The following is a 14,013-nucleotide window of genomic DNA, read 5'->3' on the forward strand; positions in this document are numbered from 1 at the left end:
CTTCCCAATTTCAAAAAACGACGCAGACCCACTGTGGGAGCTGGCTTGCCTGCGATAGGGGTGTGTCAGTGGCTGATGTACTGCCTGACACGCCGCATTCGCGAGCAAGCCCGCTCCCACAGTTTGAGTTGCATTAATCCGGCGACTGCGCAGTAGCCCATCAACAGCGGGTCTACCAGGTAGTCCCAATAGTTCTCCGACGCCTTGAGCCGCAGCGCAAACGCCAACGTGCCCACCGCCAGCATCCACACGGCCAGCCTGTTGCGCAGCGCCAGCATCAACAGCGCCAGCGCACCTACCAGCACAATCATTGGTCGAGGGTTAAACCCCCAACGGTACGGGTCGAAATACGTCAATCCCATTGCGGCCGGGTACAACACCAGACACAGCCCGCCAAACAGCACCAGCAGTTGTACTTGATGTGCCCGGCCAAGCGGCTGCACCAGCCCCAACCGGCACACCGCCACCCACGCCAACAACACCAAGGTGCTGATCGCCAGGTCATCGGTAAAACTGCGCACATACGCGGCCAACGGCAGTTCATTTACCGGGATAAAGCTCAGCACCACTAACACCGGCAACAACCATGGCCGCCACGGCGCGGTAAACCGCAACGTGCTGAACAGCACAAACCCCAGCAATACAAAACTCAAATGGGCTTGCCACAACGCCATCATCACAAACGCTCCGCCAGCCAGGCTTCGTTGAAGCTGACATGTTTGATAAAGGTGTTATTCCACGAGTACACCAGGTGGTACATGCCGTCCGGGCTGCGGCTGAAGTACGGGTATTCGTATTCGAAATCGCAGCCACGGGGTTTGCACACGCGGTAATCCAGGTTGCTCAGAAAGCGCTGTTCCAGCGGCAGGCGCTTGGCGCCGCTGGAGGCACGGAAGCCTTCGCCGATGATTTCTTTATAAGCCTGGGGAGAGAACGGTTGGCCGAGCGGGTCCGGCGACTGGTCCAATTGCACCACCGTACGCCATTGCGTCATCTGCGCGTCGGTGCCGTAGAGGCTGAGCTTGAAGCGACCGTCTTGCAGGTCGTTGAGGGCCACGAGTAAACGGTCGTCTTCAGTCCCTACGGCCGCCAGCGAAGAATTGGGGTTGGCCGGTTCCAGCGGGAACGGCTCGCTCCAGGTTTGCCCGGCATCCTCGGTGCGGCTGGCGAGCACGCGGTGATGGGTTTCACCGGCGTAGCGCAGCATCGCCACGGCTCGCTGGCCGTCCTGCGCCACGATGGTGGGCTGCAGCGAATGTTTGCCGCGGCTGATGCGGAATTTGTCGATCACCGCGCCGTCGGCACTCAAGTACAGGTACTCGGCAAACTTGCCCATGAACTCGTGATACACCGGCAGGCCAATCGAGCCATCGGCATGGAACACCGGCGCTGCGCGCACCAAGGTGCTGATATTGAAAAACGGCGACGTCACCAGTTGCCGAGGCGCCGACCAGTTCGCGCCGAGGTCATCGGAGACCATCACATTGATTGCACTGGTGGCCCAGCCGCCGACCGACACCGACACGTAAAACATCCACAGGCGTTTATCCGGCCCCAGCGCAATGACCGGGTTGCCCAGTTTGCGAATGTAACGCTGGGTGCCGTCGCGGGTGCTTTCCCGCGTGGCCAGCACCTGCTCGCCGCCCCATTCGCCGCTGCGTGCATCAAACCGCGCCGTGCGCACCTGCACATCGGCGGCGCCTTCGCGCGAACCTGCAAACCACACGGCCATCAAGTCGCCGCCGGGCAGGGCGGTCACGGAGGAGGCGTGCACAAAGTCGGTGAGCTGTGAGGACACAAAACGGCTGGTGTATTGCGGGGCTGCCGCCACCTTCGCCGGGCTCGGGTTCGCCTGGGCAAACGGCGCCAATACGTGGGGTGGATGGCTCAGCCAGGCGGCGGTAAAGACGCCTAGCAGGCTGAAGATCAGTAGAGCGCAGCGCATAGGGAACCTGTGAGAAGAAAGGATGACTGCGCACGTTCACCCGGCAGGCGCTTCCTGCGGCCGGTGAGCATGCATAACGACAGGTGGTCCCGTACCTGCCGGCACAGTGCAAAACCAACCTTAGTGCAACCTTAGTTGGCAACGCGCCGTAACATCTTTCCCCGGTTAACCCGTACTGGAACCCGGCATGATTCCGCCGTTTCCTACAGAGATTTCGCTATGCGCTTGCTCCTCGTCGAAGATGACCGCGCCCTCGGCCAAGGCATTCGCGTGGCGTTGGGCGCCGAAGGCTACACCCTGGATTGGTTGCAAGATGGCCTCAGCGCCTTGCATGCCCTGCGCACCGAAAGCTTCGACCTGCTGCTGCTCGACCTCGGCCTGCCGCGCCTCGATGGGCTCGACCTGTTGCAGCAACTGCGCGCCGGGCAATACGACCTGCCGGTGCTGGTCCTCACCGCCCGCGATGGCACCGCCGAACGCATTGCCGGCCTGGATGCCGGCGCCGACGACTACCTGATCAAACCCTTCGACGTCGAAGAACTCAAAGCCCGCGTGCGCGCCCTGTTGCGCCGCAGCCAGGGCCGCGCCCAACCGATGCTCGAACACGCCGGGATCAGCCTCGACCCGGCCACCCAGCAAGTGCGTTACCAGGGCGATGAAATCATCGTCACCCCGATGGAATACCAACTGCTGCACCAGTTGATGGTGCGCCCTGGCAAAGTGGTGACCCGCGAGCGGCTGTCCCGTGCTTTGTATGGTTGGCAGGACCGGGTTGAGAGCAATACGCTGGAAGTGTTGATCCATAACCTGCGCAAGAAGTTATCCACAGAGCTGATCCGCACCGTGCGCGGTGTGGGCTATGTGCTGGCGCTCAAACCATGAATTCGGTCCGCGCACGTATTCTTATTCCGGTGCTGGTATTGATCCTGCTCGGCGACGGCCTGATCAGCTGGCTGGTGCTGCGCGACAGCCACCACGAAATCGAAGAAGTCTACGACGCTCAACTCGCCCAAAGTGCCCGCCTGCTGCAAGGCGTACTGCGCCAGCGCGATCCTGGCGACGCAGACTGGGGCCGCCTGTATGAGGCGTTCGACCAGGCCATGAGCCGCGTGGGCGAGGAGGGCGTGGCCCATCCTTACGAGACCCGGCTGACCTTCCAGGTCTGGCGCAGCGACGGGCAACTGCTCATGCGGTCTGCCGAAGCACCGATCCTCACAGCACCGCCCACCACACTCGGCGCCCATGACCTGATGGACAGCGGCAACGACTGGTGCGCCTTCCTCCTGGCTGACGCGCAACAAGGTCTGCTGATTTGGGTGGGCGAGCGTGACGACATTCGCCAGAGCGTGATCGAGCGCATCGTGCGCCACACGCTCTGGCCCAGCGTGATTGGCGTGCCGCTGCTGACCGTGCTGATCTGGCTGGCCATCGGCTGGGGGCTGACGCCTTTGCGCACCATGGCCCGCAAGCTGCGTGGGCGTAACACCAACACCCTGCAACCGCTGAACGTCAACCCACTGCCGAGCGAACTGGAGCCGATGCAAACCGCGCTCAACCGGCTGCTGGTGCAGATGGACGACCTGCTGGAGCGCGAACGCCGCTTCATCGCCGACGCCGCCCATGAACTGCGCACGCCGTTGGCGATCCTGCGCATTCACGCGCAAAACGCGCAAAACGCTGCGACTGAAGAACAACGGCGTGAGGCCCTGGACTTTTTGGTCAACGGCGTAGACCGCGCCACGCGTATTGGCAGCCAACTGCTGACCATGGCCCGCATCGAGCCGCAGTTGAGCAACCCCGTGCGCAAGCCGGTGCAACTGACGGAACTGGTGCGTGAAGAACTCGCTGAACTCACCCCATTGGCCATGGAGAAAGGCGTTGAGCTGGTGCTGGAAGGCAATGAAGAATGCTGGGTGCAGACCGAGCCGGTGGCGTTGGCGATTGCACTGCAAAATCTGGTGACCAATGCACTTAACTTTTCGCCGGTGGGTGGTGAGGTGCGGGTGGTGATCGGCGCGCAGGGGTTGAGCGTGGAAGACGAAGGGCCGGGGATTGAGGAGGCGGAGATGGGGCGCTTGTTTGAGCGGTTTTACAGCCGGGATAACGCCAATGGCGCGGGGTTGGGGTTGGCGATTGTGGCGATGATTGTGGGCAAGATCGGCAGTACGTTGAGCCTGCGAAATTTGGAGCAGGGCGGCTTGTGCGCGCAACTGAACTTCACGGCTTGCATGGAAGCGCCTGCGGGAATACCACACCGTTGAACGTGTGGGTGCAGCAGTCACAACTGGGCTTCATCTGTTCGGGCGTCAATTGGGGGCTAACCTTTTGCAGCAGGCCTGCCTCGTCGACCCACAAGCCGCTGTAATAGCTGGACTCACCTATTCGCACGTATTCGTCTTTGTCATTTTCATGCAGCGCAACCATCCAGAACATGGGCTCCGGGCGATCCAGGCGAGCGTTGGCTTCGCTGAATACTTTGTCCCATGGCTGACCGACTTTGGATAAGAGAAACCGAAATAGTGGCGTGTAATCGAAGCCGTGCCGTTGATGGCTATGCATTGAAGCGCGTGTGGACAGTGAGCGCTTTGCGCTTTTGGTATGCCGTTCATAGCGATAAGCGAAACAGCTACCGTGGCGCACACCGTGGGTCCGGGTGTTGACTGAGCGGTAGAGGAGGGGCTTTTTCATTACCTCAGAATTCCTTCTGGGGAGGCTTTGTAGATGGCGGCCAAGCGCCTTGGTATTGGAATGAAATTTGATAGTCGAATCGGTTGGGCTCTATCACATGCTGGAAGAGGGGTTGGAGAATAGTTATCCAGCTTGGGAGAACGTTGTAAACGTCTGCATATACTGCGCTTTCCTCGCTCAAACCGAGTGCTTCAAAAGAACGGTCTACATCGACGATATCCGCTGAGTACTCGTCCGCTTTCAAGTCGTCGCTGTGTTTTTCGTACCAGCGCAATCTGATTTTCATAACCATTTTTTTGCACTCCTCTTTATCTGTAGATTCGACGTTTTGGGTCCGCCGGCCCGCGACGTTCGGCGGTATAAGGATCAAATGCGCCGAGGTGTTCCAAATCACTCTTTCGATAGACTTCCAGCTCACCTTTCTTGGCGTCCCATTCAAGTAACTTCCTCCCTTTTGCATCGATCCATCGCTCACGTAAGCCAGCCCCGCCTAGTCGTGATGTCACCGGCCTTTGGGGGATCAACCCTGGGAAGCCAGTTATATCTTCGGTTTTTGGTGCTGGAAAGTAATCATGGTCCGGATTTCTCAGACCTTTGCGTGGCTCATTGACCACCACATACAGCGGCCGAACCCCCGACTCCACCGGGAACACCAGAATAAAATCCCGGTACTCAGGTGGATAAATCGGGTTCACCAGAATCTGCGCCGCCTTCTCCGTCGGCGGGTAAATCCAGATTACCGGCGCTTGCGGCGCAGCCTCCAAAGCGGGAATCCCCAGCGTGTCGCCCGGATCAACCGCAGGCGTCCAGATCAGCTCCACGCCCTCATCCAAATCCGCCACAAACTGATCGCCACGGCTTTGGAACTGCACCACATTGATCATCTGCCAATCGGGGTTGTTGCCCGTGTAAAACCCGTATCCCTTGAGTGTGCCGTCCTCACGCTGTTCGACATGCAAACGCATCTGCGACCGTGCCCGTTGCAGCGAGCGTAATTGCTCCTCGCTGTAGAGCGCGCTATCGCCCAGCGCCGACGGCCATAACAACGCGACCAAACCAGTCAGCAGCCCACCGGCGACAGTGCCAACCGCAGTCGCGGCCGACTCCATTGCCGCCGAACGTAACGCCAACTGCCCCAAACCGACGGGCAGGGCACTGCCGCTGATCTTGCGCAAGGCAACCGCGCCCCGGCTGTCTACCTCGCGGCCACCCAACAGGCTGAAATGGCCATAGTCCTTGAGCAACTCCAACGGTACGTAACCGGTGGGGTCGTTGTAGCGAATGATGCCGTTGGGCAGTTGGCAGGGTTTTGTGAAGACGCAGCCGGGCGGTTTGGCGATTGTTGGCGCTGGGGTGGGAGGCGGCTCAAATAAATCAATCGGCGGTGAATAAGGCGCGCGTTTCGGCTGCGGTATCAGGATCCGCCGTTTGAGTTGTTCTTCTTCGGTAATGGGGTACGAGCGTTCTGACATGACTGGCTCACTTCCTTGTGTGGGAGTGAGCCTATGAGGTGGGAGCGGAGGCTTATGTCGGCTTCGTTCGATGGTTGGTGTGGGAAAAGGAGACTAGCGTTTGGTTAGCCAGGACTGTTTCGATTATTGCGATTTTCGTTTGTTTCGTTTAGCTTTGATTCAACCGAATTGCGTAACACCGGAGCTGCATCATGATCACCAATCAACTCCCCAAAACGATCCTGCCGCTGGAAAAGGAAGTCGAAGCCGCCGTGCAAGGCCAGCGAGAACTGGCATCTTTGCTTTCGACCAAATTTGAAACCCAGCGCATCGACATCTTCGACAAAGAAGACAAACCCCACACACTTGTACTCCCGACCTCAGCCCTGCGCCTGTTGGTCGACATCCTGGGCGAATTGGCTATCGGTAACGCCGTCAAGGTCGTGCCGGTGCATGCCGAATTGACCTCTCAGGAGGCCGCCGACCTGCTCAACGTTTCGCGCCCGCACCTGGTCAAGATGCTGGAGGAGGGCGCCATTCCTTTTACAAAAACGGGCCGGCATCGGCGAATCCGGTTTTCGGATCTGATGGCGTTCAAGCAGCGCCGTGATGAAGAAAGCCAAGAGGCAATGGAAGCGCTGGCGCAACAAGCTCAATCGTTGGGAATGGGGTATGACGGATGAGGTGTTCGCCGTTTACCGCGGTATACGATGCGTGTGTTCTCTACCCGGCGGCACTCCGGGATTTGCTGATGTGGCTTGGTTTGTCGGGACTGTATCGAGCTCGATCAGGCAACTAATTTTGTGAGTGCAAGGTATTAGTAAAAGGGGAGTGAAAGAATCAAACCCCTGGGTTATAAGCGAAACTTTTATTTTATCGAGCTCGACCTGATGTTGGAGGCTTTACGCCTCCTCGGCGTTTTATTTTTGCAGCTACTCTGAAGATATCAGGCATATTTATTTTTAACTCTGATCTGATTTCCACAACTCCGATGTTAACTAGGGACTCAAGTAGTAAATTTTCTTTAGACGCGATTTTGCTTTCCAGTTCTACTGGTCCTGGTAGGTTTGTTGTTTTTGTTAAGTCAGATATTATCTTTATGGTCGATCTTTCTTTCCAGCGTTTAACAAATGAGTCCGGAGGGCAGGGCACTTCCAGCCCTTCGAGATCGTCAAGTGCACAGGATATCCAAGTGTAGTCTTCAAGCAATTGGTCAACACGTATGCCTGAAGCAGACTGGACTCCTTCTCTTATGCCGTGATGATCAATAACCGTATCGATGGGTTTTTGGCGAACATTAGCGGCCCTTTGTAATGTGACGAGAAAGCTCCTAGGCGTGGTTTCGCGAAAAGCGTCGGCCAAGTGATCTATTATCCAAGTATAGGTGCGTCCTCGCCTATGATCGGACCCCATGTATTCACCTGCGATCGAGTTGAATATAGGTTTTTGTTCTTCTGGGGTTGAGATATCCGTATATGCGCGTATTGACTTTGTGGTTAACTCTCTGTAAAGGCGGTCAAGGACTGGAAAAGATTTTTTATTTTTTATAAGTAATTTGAATAGTAGTCCATATAACTCTGTGGAGTGCCAGGAAAGGTCCACGCGTGCAGCTTTCACTTTTGAGGCGTCAGGGAAATTGAAGATTATATTGTCTTTGAATTGGTCCGTTCGCATGAATACTTTGGCTCTCATGCTCTCAAAACCCTGCATCCCTAGTGTAAGACGAAGAACTCCATTTGTAAGAGGTCTAATATCGTGCCAGCTACTTCCTAAGCGATCTAGTGCATCGAAAACCAAAAGGAATTTTTTGCCACTTCTAGTGAAGTGATCGTCAGCTTTACGCAAGCGTTCTTCACATTTTTCAGGGTTTTTTTCTATCCAGCTAACTAGATCCGCTAAGGACTTTGGAAGTCTAGATTTTGTGATGCTAGATACGGCCTGCAGCAATACCGCCGTCCATATTACTTCTGGTTCGGCGCCGCTTTTTAAAAGTGCACTCAATGTCCTTGCTGAGGGTGCAATATCCCCTCCTACCTTCCCAGCACTCTCATGAAAACCTAAAACTACTTCTGTGTTGTTGAGTTCTGGATATTGATACTGTGACGCGATAGCAGTCCGGGTCATCTTGTCTGCAAGTGCACCCGACCATACACTTTTGCCCGTGCCTCTGTTGCCAACAATCAAAGGCCGATCAATATCAAGGGCATCCCTATGGGTCTTCGGTGTATAAATTTGGTCTACTGGGAGCGGCTTCGCAGCAGTGGATGAGGACTTCGGATCTAAGTCGGAAAGAACCTTTCTTAACATGTCGATTTCATATTTGGCGAGTTTCATTGGAATCCAAGCCTGTCTTTGAGCGCATTAATGAAGTCCCCAAATACAGGGGTTGTGTTCTCAGAGCTTAATTGGAGTTTGTTTGCTACTGGATCAAACTCATAAAAGTCAGATGAAATATAGATTGGCCACGCGAAGTGTGGTGCAGTAGGATCGTCTAGATCAAAGCTGAATGCATTGGGTAGTCCCTCTGCTGCCTCATTTCCATCAATTTCATCGTATAAATAAGATGCAAATAATTCGAAGCTTTCATCACGAAATTTTGCTAGAGCGGTGGAGCTGTTCGCTGCTTTTGCATGAACCATTTTTATTTTGTAGCGCCAATCGTTATCGAAGCTTGTATCGCTTTTGTAGCGAGATAAATGAGAGAGAAAATAATTATAGCCCTCCCAAGTTTGAGGCGTATCAATGCCGAAAAATAGCACGTCGGCACCTAATCCTTGAATTGTTGTTGCTGTTGACTCGTTGAGGCCGGCCCTAGCATCTATGAATATAACATCATACTTTTTGACCCTGCATAGGTCCATTAGCATACTTCTTGTTTTATCTAAGAAAGATAAAGTTGCTCCAGTGTCATCTAAAGACTCTAAGTATGCTCTTGAGATTTTTCCAATTACATTCTCTGGGTTTCGCTTGCAAGCTTTTCCTGCGGCTGGCACGATAGTTATTGAGCCGCCGTTATCAGATTTTGTACTTGTTGCTGCCATATTGTTTAGAAATAAATCATTAATTTCGCTTCGGCCAAACTCGACGTAATAATCAATTGCTCCGAATTCCGGAAGTGCGTCATTGGAATGGAACATGCCACCAATGCCCGGCGCCTCCAAGTCTAGGTCTATCGCAAGTACTGATTTTCCTGTATCTGCTATGTTTGAGGCCGCTACAGATAGTGCTGTTGAGCGTCCTACCCCACCTTTGTGACTTGAAAAAACAACTACAGGGGGGATATCGTTTAACGGTTCAAGCATTCCTCTGACCCAGTCACCGCCTACAATTCTTCGCTCTATATAACGAACATATATGTCGGATTTATTACCTAGCTTTACTAATTCCCATTGATCGTGGTCAAAAGCCGAAAGCTCGCTGCTATACATTTCAGATGGAGTGGATACAGGCTGGTTCGATGCGTACTTTTTCAGTTTGGTCGAGATGGAGTTTGAAAGCTTTTGAATCTTTTTTGCATCAAAGTCTTCTCTTAGTACAAATGTAACAAACCCATCTGCATCTCTAAGAATTAAGTTTTTGTCTAAGGCGTTCTCGCCAAGCTCACTTACAATCAAAGATACGAGCTCTGGCAGTACGTCATCATAGCGGAGCTGATGTGATGATTCTTTTTTCATAAAAGCCCCTTAACGCCTTAGTCCAGAAGCGAAGATGATGGATGATGCGTGTTCGCGCCATTTATTGTAAGTGTCTTGTGTTATGGTGTTGTCGGGCGAATAACGCTGCTCGATTTTCCATCCTAACATAAGCTCTGGGCGTTTTAACGTGTTGTGCATTGCACTTTGTCTTCTGCCTTGAAGTTGCTTTTTTGCAGCTTCAATAATCTGAGGGAAGTGAACGTGTGGGACTTCGTTTTCCGGTCGTAGATTTGCAACGCAGTACTTAATGGCGCACTCTGCGGAGAATCCAATCAAATGGCCTGCGCCACCTAAACTTCCCGAATTTGCTAATTTTTCCGCATCAGAAAAATGTCTCAGAGCTGATTGTTCGTAGTTTTCAGGCATTATTTTCGTTCCCTTCCTGCCGAATTGTAATTCCATTCGGGGTTTCTGGCACTATGGCATTTTCCGCGTCGTTACCCGTCTGAGCGATGAGAACACAAAGGTAGTCACGCCTGTGAGCACTACTGGTCCGCTCTTTGTAACCGTTGTTGCATAGACCGCGGAGGGAGGTCCGATTTTAATAGCCCATATCCTGCCTGTATTTTCGAATCAAATGAAGAGGCGCGGAGCTAGCAGCTGTGGCTTTTTTACGACTACTGATCTGGACGGAGACTACGAAATCTTTCGCTACAAGCTGTCTCTTCCACCCTCATACTCTTGCGAGCTACCTTTGAGGTGTCGCTACCAAACAGCGACCGGACTTGAGAATCCGAGAAACAATAGGCGCATAGGCGCCACCATCCATTAGACTGTTGGCGCTTTTTTGTGCTCGTATGTCTGTGTCATGGCGGCTATGCGTGGGAGACCTTCGGGTCTGCCGGGTTCCTATTGTCCCGGTTTCTCAGCCTGCGCATAGCTGCCACCCATTCGCATGAGAAACGAACGTGGCGGCTCACTACATTAGGAGCTTAAGCAATGAGCGTTTCTGAGAGTTCGTACTCACACAGCACCATCGTCACCACCGCCCAGCCCGGAGGTGCCCAATGATCAACCCACCTCTCAACAAAACCCTCGGCATCATCACCTTCTCCACCTGCGGCAAACAGCCCAACCTGCACCGTCTATTCCGCGTCAATGCCGGCGTGCCCATTCGCGATGCCCTGGAGCATGCTTCCGAGTTGCTGCACTGCTCCAAAATGCTCGCGTTGGATGCTGCCATGGACAAAGACGCGGACCGTTATGCCTGGGCGGCGCATTATTTGGGGGAGATGGCGAAGGCGGTGGTGGATGATTTGGCGAATGGGATGTTGCCCAATGGGGTGATGGAGGAAGGGGACGCTGTTTCGGTGTAAGCGGGTGGTTTGAGGGTGTGGCGGCTGGCGTCATCGCAGGCAAGCCAGCTCCCACATCGGTCGGTGTACATCTGTTGAAGCAGCGTTAGCAGTAAAAAAGACCTTGGGGCGCCAGGGTCTTTTTTTGCCTGCAGAATCCAGATCAAACGTGCGCGATGTTTGTGTACGGCAGCGAGGCGAAGTCGATCATGTGCCTTACCGTGAGCGGTGTATGACGTTTTGCTCGCGGATCTGTATCTAACGCCCTGCTTTTCAACGCCCTACCATGGCACCCAGCACAATACTGCAGGAGTGACACCATGCCCGAACTGTCCAGCTGGCTTGCTTATGGCCTGATCTCCCTCGGGATGGTGCTGACGCCCGGGCCGAATATGATTTACCTCATTTCCCGCTCGATCTGCCAGGGGCGCACGGCCGGGTTGATTTCCCTCGGTGGCGTTGCCTTGGGTTTTCTTGTTTATATGTTCTGCGCAGCGCTGGGGATTACCGCATTGGTGATGGCGGTGCCGTTTGCCTACGACGCGTTGCGGCTCGGTGGCGCGTTGTACCTAGTGTACCTGGCCTGGCAGGCGGTGAAGCCGGGTGGCCGGTCGCCGTTCCAAGTCCGGGACTTGCCCCAGGACAGCCCGCGAAAGTTGTTCATGATGGGCTTGGTGACCAACCTGCTGAACCCCAAAGTGGCGGTGATGTATTTGTCGTTGTTGCCGCAGTTTATTGACCCGAATGGGCATGGCAGTGTGCTGATGCAATCACTGATCCTGGGTTTTACGCAGATTGCCATCAGCGTGAGCGTCAATGCGGTGATTGCAATGATGGCGGGCTCCATCGCCGTGTTCTTCGTCACCCGTCCGAGTTGGCAGGTGTTTCAGCGTTGGGTGATGGGCTCGGTGCTGATGGGCTTGGCTCTGCGGATGGCGGTTGAAGGGCGGCGGTAAGAGGGTGGTTGCAACGTTGTGTTAGGGGTGGTTAACAGGAGGCTGCGTGCTTGAAGTGTGGGGGCGACGTTCGTCATTCAATGTTCAGAAGGTCATGTGGCTTATAGGTGAGTTAGGTCTGGCCCACCGCCATATTCCCGCGGGCGGCCAATACGGCCTCAAGGATTCGCCAGCGTTTCTGCGCATGAACCCCCATGGGCGCGTGCCTGTCATAAAAGATGATGACGGGACAGTGGTGTGGGAGTCGCACAGTATTCTCAGATACCTTGCCGCGCGTCATGGGGCATCTGGTTTCTGGAGTGAGGACCCAGCTCAGCGCTCTCAAGTTGACCGTTGGATGGATTGGTCTCAAACCAGCTTGCAGCCGACGTTTTTAAATGGTGTGTTTTGGGGCTTTTACCGAACCCCTGAGGCGTTGCGGGATCCGCAAGCTATCGAAAAAAGCATCAGCCTCTGCGCTCAATATTTTGAGTTACTTGACCAGGTCTTGAGCGAGCAGCCCTTTCTGGGTGGGGAACGTTTGTCGTTGGCAGACATTACTGTTGGCACACATCTGTACCGTTACTTCTCTTTAGCTATTTCCCGCCCACTCACTCCTCACGTTGAGGCGTGGTATCAAAGACTCCGGGAGCGTGAAGCTTATCGCGAGCACGTCATGATCCCTTTCGAAGAGCTTTTCGGTCGGTTGGATTATTAGCCGAGGCGATCAGAAGGGGCGTTGAAACTTCTAGTCTTGAAAAGCTGTTGCTCAGCGAGCCATGCCGGCGCCGTTATTCTGGTTGGCGCTGGGATGTCAGCGGTTGGCCTGGCTGTTTCGCTCGCCCGTGGTCTGGCGATGCCTGGACGCTGGCGTAGCCGTATTGATGGTGTACCTGGCCGGTATGTTGATCACCGACTCACTGTATATCTTTCAGATAGTCCTTGAGGGTGATCAGCGGGGTACTTAGCTCATCAAGACGGCTCGCCTGCTGCACATCCTTGAACAGTTTGAGTAGCTCACGGCCCAGTACGGTGTCGGCGCCGCCTAGCGCATTCAAGGCCTGGGCAATGCACTCATTTAGCTTGCGTTGAATCGTCGCCAAATCCCCCTGGCGCACCAACAACCCAAACACTTCGCGCTCATACCCATCCATCACCAGGTCATCGCGCAGCAACGGGCTCGCGCCGTCCGTCTCATGCACCAGCTTGAGAGCAAAAAGCGCAACAGCTTCCAGCGTCAATTCCATGGTTCCGTTTCCTCGAGGTCTGCGTTCGCCTGCCTATACTCACTTTTCTGCAGGCGAAAAAAAAGGCCTTGAATTTCAAGGGCTTTCTTTCGAACCTGTGTAAAAGCGGGTGAGAGCCGGTTTGATAGTCAGGGGCTGAAGAGACATTGCGCGCTTAAGCAAATGTCAGGTCTGTTGATTCGCCGGCTTTTCCTCGCCGCCGATTGCAAGCCGTGACGCCTGGGCAAGGTCGCGCGTTTGGCATTAGCCGCGCTGTCAGGCGATCGAGCACTCTATATAGCTGCAACCCTGGCGCTGTGAACTAATCGAAAAGAATGTCAGGAAGGGGGTTGACCACATATTTGAATACTGTACTATTCGCCTCCCGCTGACGAGCAGCTTGAAGCCGGTTCTGGTTCAAGTAATTGATTTTGATAAAGAAATCGCTTGACAGCAAATGAGGTCGCTGTAGAATGCGCGCCTCGGTTGAGACGAAAGATCTTAACCAACCGCTCTTTAACAACTGAATCAAGCAATTCGTGTGGGTGCTTGTGGAGTCAGACTGATAGTCAACAAGATTATCAGCATCACAAGTTACTCCGCGAGAAATCAAAGATGTAACCAACGATTGCTGAGCCAAGTTTAGGGTTTCTTAAAAACCCAAAGATGTTTGAACTGAAGAGTTTGATCATGGCTCAGATTGAACGCTGGCGGCAGGCCTAACACATGCAAGTCGAGCGGTAGAGAGAAGCTTGCTTCTCTTGAGAGCGGCGGACGG

Annotated in this window: 15 protein-coding genes, 1 rRNA gene and 1 pseudogene; 8 read left to right on the plus strand and 9 right to left on the minus strand. The window is 54.3% G+C overall.

Annotated features, from left to right (window positions below; translation table 11 throughout):
* Positions 1-65: 65 nt before the first annotated feature.
* Positions 66-677, minus strand: coding sequence for a hypothetical protein (locus tag BLV67_RS28985; RefSeq protein WP_069786333.1), 612 nt, complete (start codon positions 675-677; stop codon positions 66-68).
* Positions 677-1,945 carry a sialidase family protein gene (locus BLV67_RS28990; protein ID WP_065930561.1) on the minus strand — a complete coding sequence of 423 codons (1,269 nt, stop codon included), beginning with the start codon at positions 1,943-1,945 and terminating at the stop codon, positions 677-679. Before BLV67_RS28990 ends, BLV67_RS28985 begins: the two co-directional genes overlap by 1 nt.
* A gap of 219 nt (positions 1,946-2,164) precedes the next feature.
* On the opposite strand from BLV67_RS28990, the gene BLV67_RS28995 reads away from it, so the two are divergent.
* Positions 2,165-2,827 carry a response regulator gene (locus tag BLV67_RS28995; RefSeq protein WP_065930562.1) on the plus strand — a complete coding sequence of 221 codons (663 nt, stop codon included), beginning with the start codon at positions 2,165-2,167 and terminating at the stop codon, positions 2,825-2,827.
* Entirely contained in the window at positions 2,824-4,206 is a 1,383-nt protein-coding gene (locus BLV67_RS29000) for an ATP-binding protein (protein ID WP_069786332.1), read from the plus strand. Before BLV67_RS28995 ends, BLV67_RS29000 begins: the two co-directional genes overlap by 4 nt.
* Here BLV67_RS29000 and BLV67_RS29005 read toward each other — a convergent pair.
* Genes BLV67_RS29005 through BLV67_RS29015 form a run of 3 tightly spaced genes read right to left on the minus strand, consistent with a single transcriptional unit; the run spans position 4,163 to position 6,105 of the window.
* Positions 4,163-4,633, minus strand: coding sequence for a hypothetical protein (locus BLV67_RS29005; protein WP_069786331.1), 471 nt, complete (start codon positions 4,631-4,633; stop codon positions 4,163-4,165). The two genes, BLV67_RS29000 and BLV67_RS29005, sit on opposite strands and share 44 nt — an antisense overlap.
* 4 nt (positions 4,634-4,637) lie before the next feature.
* Positions 4,638-4,925 (minus strand): colicin E3-like toxin immunity protein, encoded by a 288-nt coding sequence (locus BLV67_RS29010; RefSeq protein ID WP_065930564.1) that lies wholly within the window; start codon positions 4,923-4,925, stop codon positions 4,638-4,640.
* Between the two features lie 16 nt (positions 4,926-4,941).
* Positions 4,942-6,105 (minus strand): S-type pyocin domain-containing protein, encoded by a 1,164-nt coding sequence (locus BLV67_RS29015; protein WP_069786330.1) that lies wholly within the window; start codon positions 6,103-6,105, stop codon positions 4,942-4,944.
* Between the two features lie 191 nt (positions 6,106-6,296).
* On the opposite strand from BLV67_RS29015, the gene BLV67_RS29020 reads away from it, so the two are divergent.
* Complete coding sequence (locus BLV67_RS29020; RefSeq protein WP_065930566.1) at positions 6,297-6,767, plus strand: helix-turn-helix domain-containing protein; 471 nt, start codon at positions 6,297-6,299, stop codon at positions 6,765-6,767.
* A pseudogene (locus BLV67_RS29025) lies at positions 6,764-6,871 on the plus strand (PIN domain-containing protein); the annotation flags it as partial. The gene BLV67_RS29020 and the pseudogene BLV67_RS29025, both read left to right, overlap by 4 nt.
* A gap of 86 nt (positions 6,872-6,957) precedes the next feature.
* On the opposite strand, the gene BLV67_RS32765 reads toward BLV67_RS29025, so the two are convergent.
* The 3 genes from BLV67_RS32765 to BLV67_RS32775 are packed head-to-tail and all read right to left on the minus strand — an operon-like array spanning position 6,958 to position 10,145.
* Positions 6,958-8,418, minus strand: a complete 1,461-nt coding sequence (locus BLV67_RS32765) for a hypothetical protein (protein WP_141722693.1) — start codon at positions 8,416-8,418, stop codon at positions 6,958-6,960.
* The gene (locus BLV67_RS32770; RefSeq protein ID WP_141722692.1) at positions 8,415-9,758 is read right to left on the minus strand and encodes a KGGVGR-motif variant AAA ATPase; all 1,344 of its coding nucleotides are present in this window, start codon (positions 9,756-9,758) and stop codon (positions 8,415-8,417) included. Before BLV67_RS32770 ends, BLV67_RS32765 begins: the two co-directional genes overlap by 4 nt.
* Positions 9,759-9,767: 9 nt before the next feature.
* Positions 9,768-10,145, minus strand: coding sequence for a hypothetical protein (locus tag BLV67_RS32775; protein ID WP_143039900.1), 378 nt, complete (start codon positions 10,143-10,145; stop codon positions 9,768-9,770).
* 641 nt (positions 10,146-10,786) lie between these two features.
* On the opposite strand from BLV67_RS32775, the gene BLV67_RS29035 reads away from it, so the two are divergent.
* From BLV67_RS29035 to BLV67_RS29045, 3 genes are all read left to right on the plus strand, one after another.
* Entirely contained in the window at positions 10,787-11,095 is a 309-nt protein-coding gene (locus BLV67_RS29035) for a DUF3077 domain-containing protein (protein WP_056858293.1), read from the plus strand.
* A 299-nt stretch (positions 11,096-11,394) separates the two neighbouring features.
* A complete protein-coding gene (locus tag BLV67_RS29040; RefSeq protein ID WP_069786328.1) occupies positions 11,395-12,030 on the plus strand; it encodes a LysE family translocator in 636 nt (211 codons plus the stop codon).
* 46 nt (positions 12,031-12,076) lie between these two features.
* Positions 12,077-12,727 (plus strand): glutathione S-transferase family protein, encoded by a 651-nt coding sequence (locus BLV67_RS29045; RefSeq protein WP_069786327.1) that lies wholly within the window; start codon positions 12,077-12,079, stop codon positions 12,725-12,727.
* A 199-nt stretch (positions 12,728-12,926) separates the two neighbouring features.
* On the opposite strand, the gene BLV67_RS29055 is transcribed toward BLV67_RS29045, so the two are convergent.
* Entirely contained in the window at positions 12,927-13,256 is a 330-nt protein-coding gene (locus tag BLV67_RS29055; protein ID WP_069786326.1) for a hypothetical protein, read from the minus strand.
* Positions 13,257-13,907: 651 nt separating this feature from the next.
* Between BLV67_RS29055 and BLV67_RS29060 the strand changes: the two genes are divergently transcribed.
* Positions 13,908-14,013 (plus strand): 16S ribosomal RNA (locus tag BLV67_RS29060); the annotation flags it as partial.

The organism is Pseudomonas salomonii, from assembly GCF_900107155.1.
GTDB lineage: Bacteria > Pseudomonadota > Gammaproteobacteria > Pseudomonadales > Pseudomonadaceae > Aquipseudomonas > Aquipseudomonas salomonii.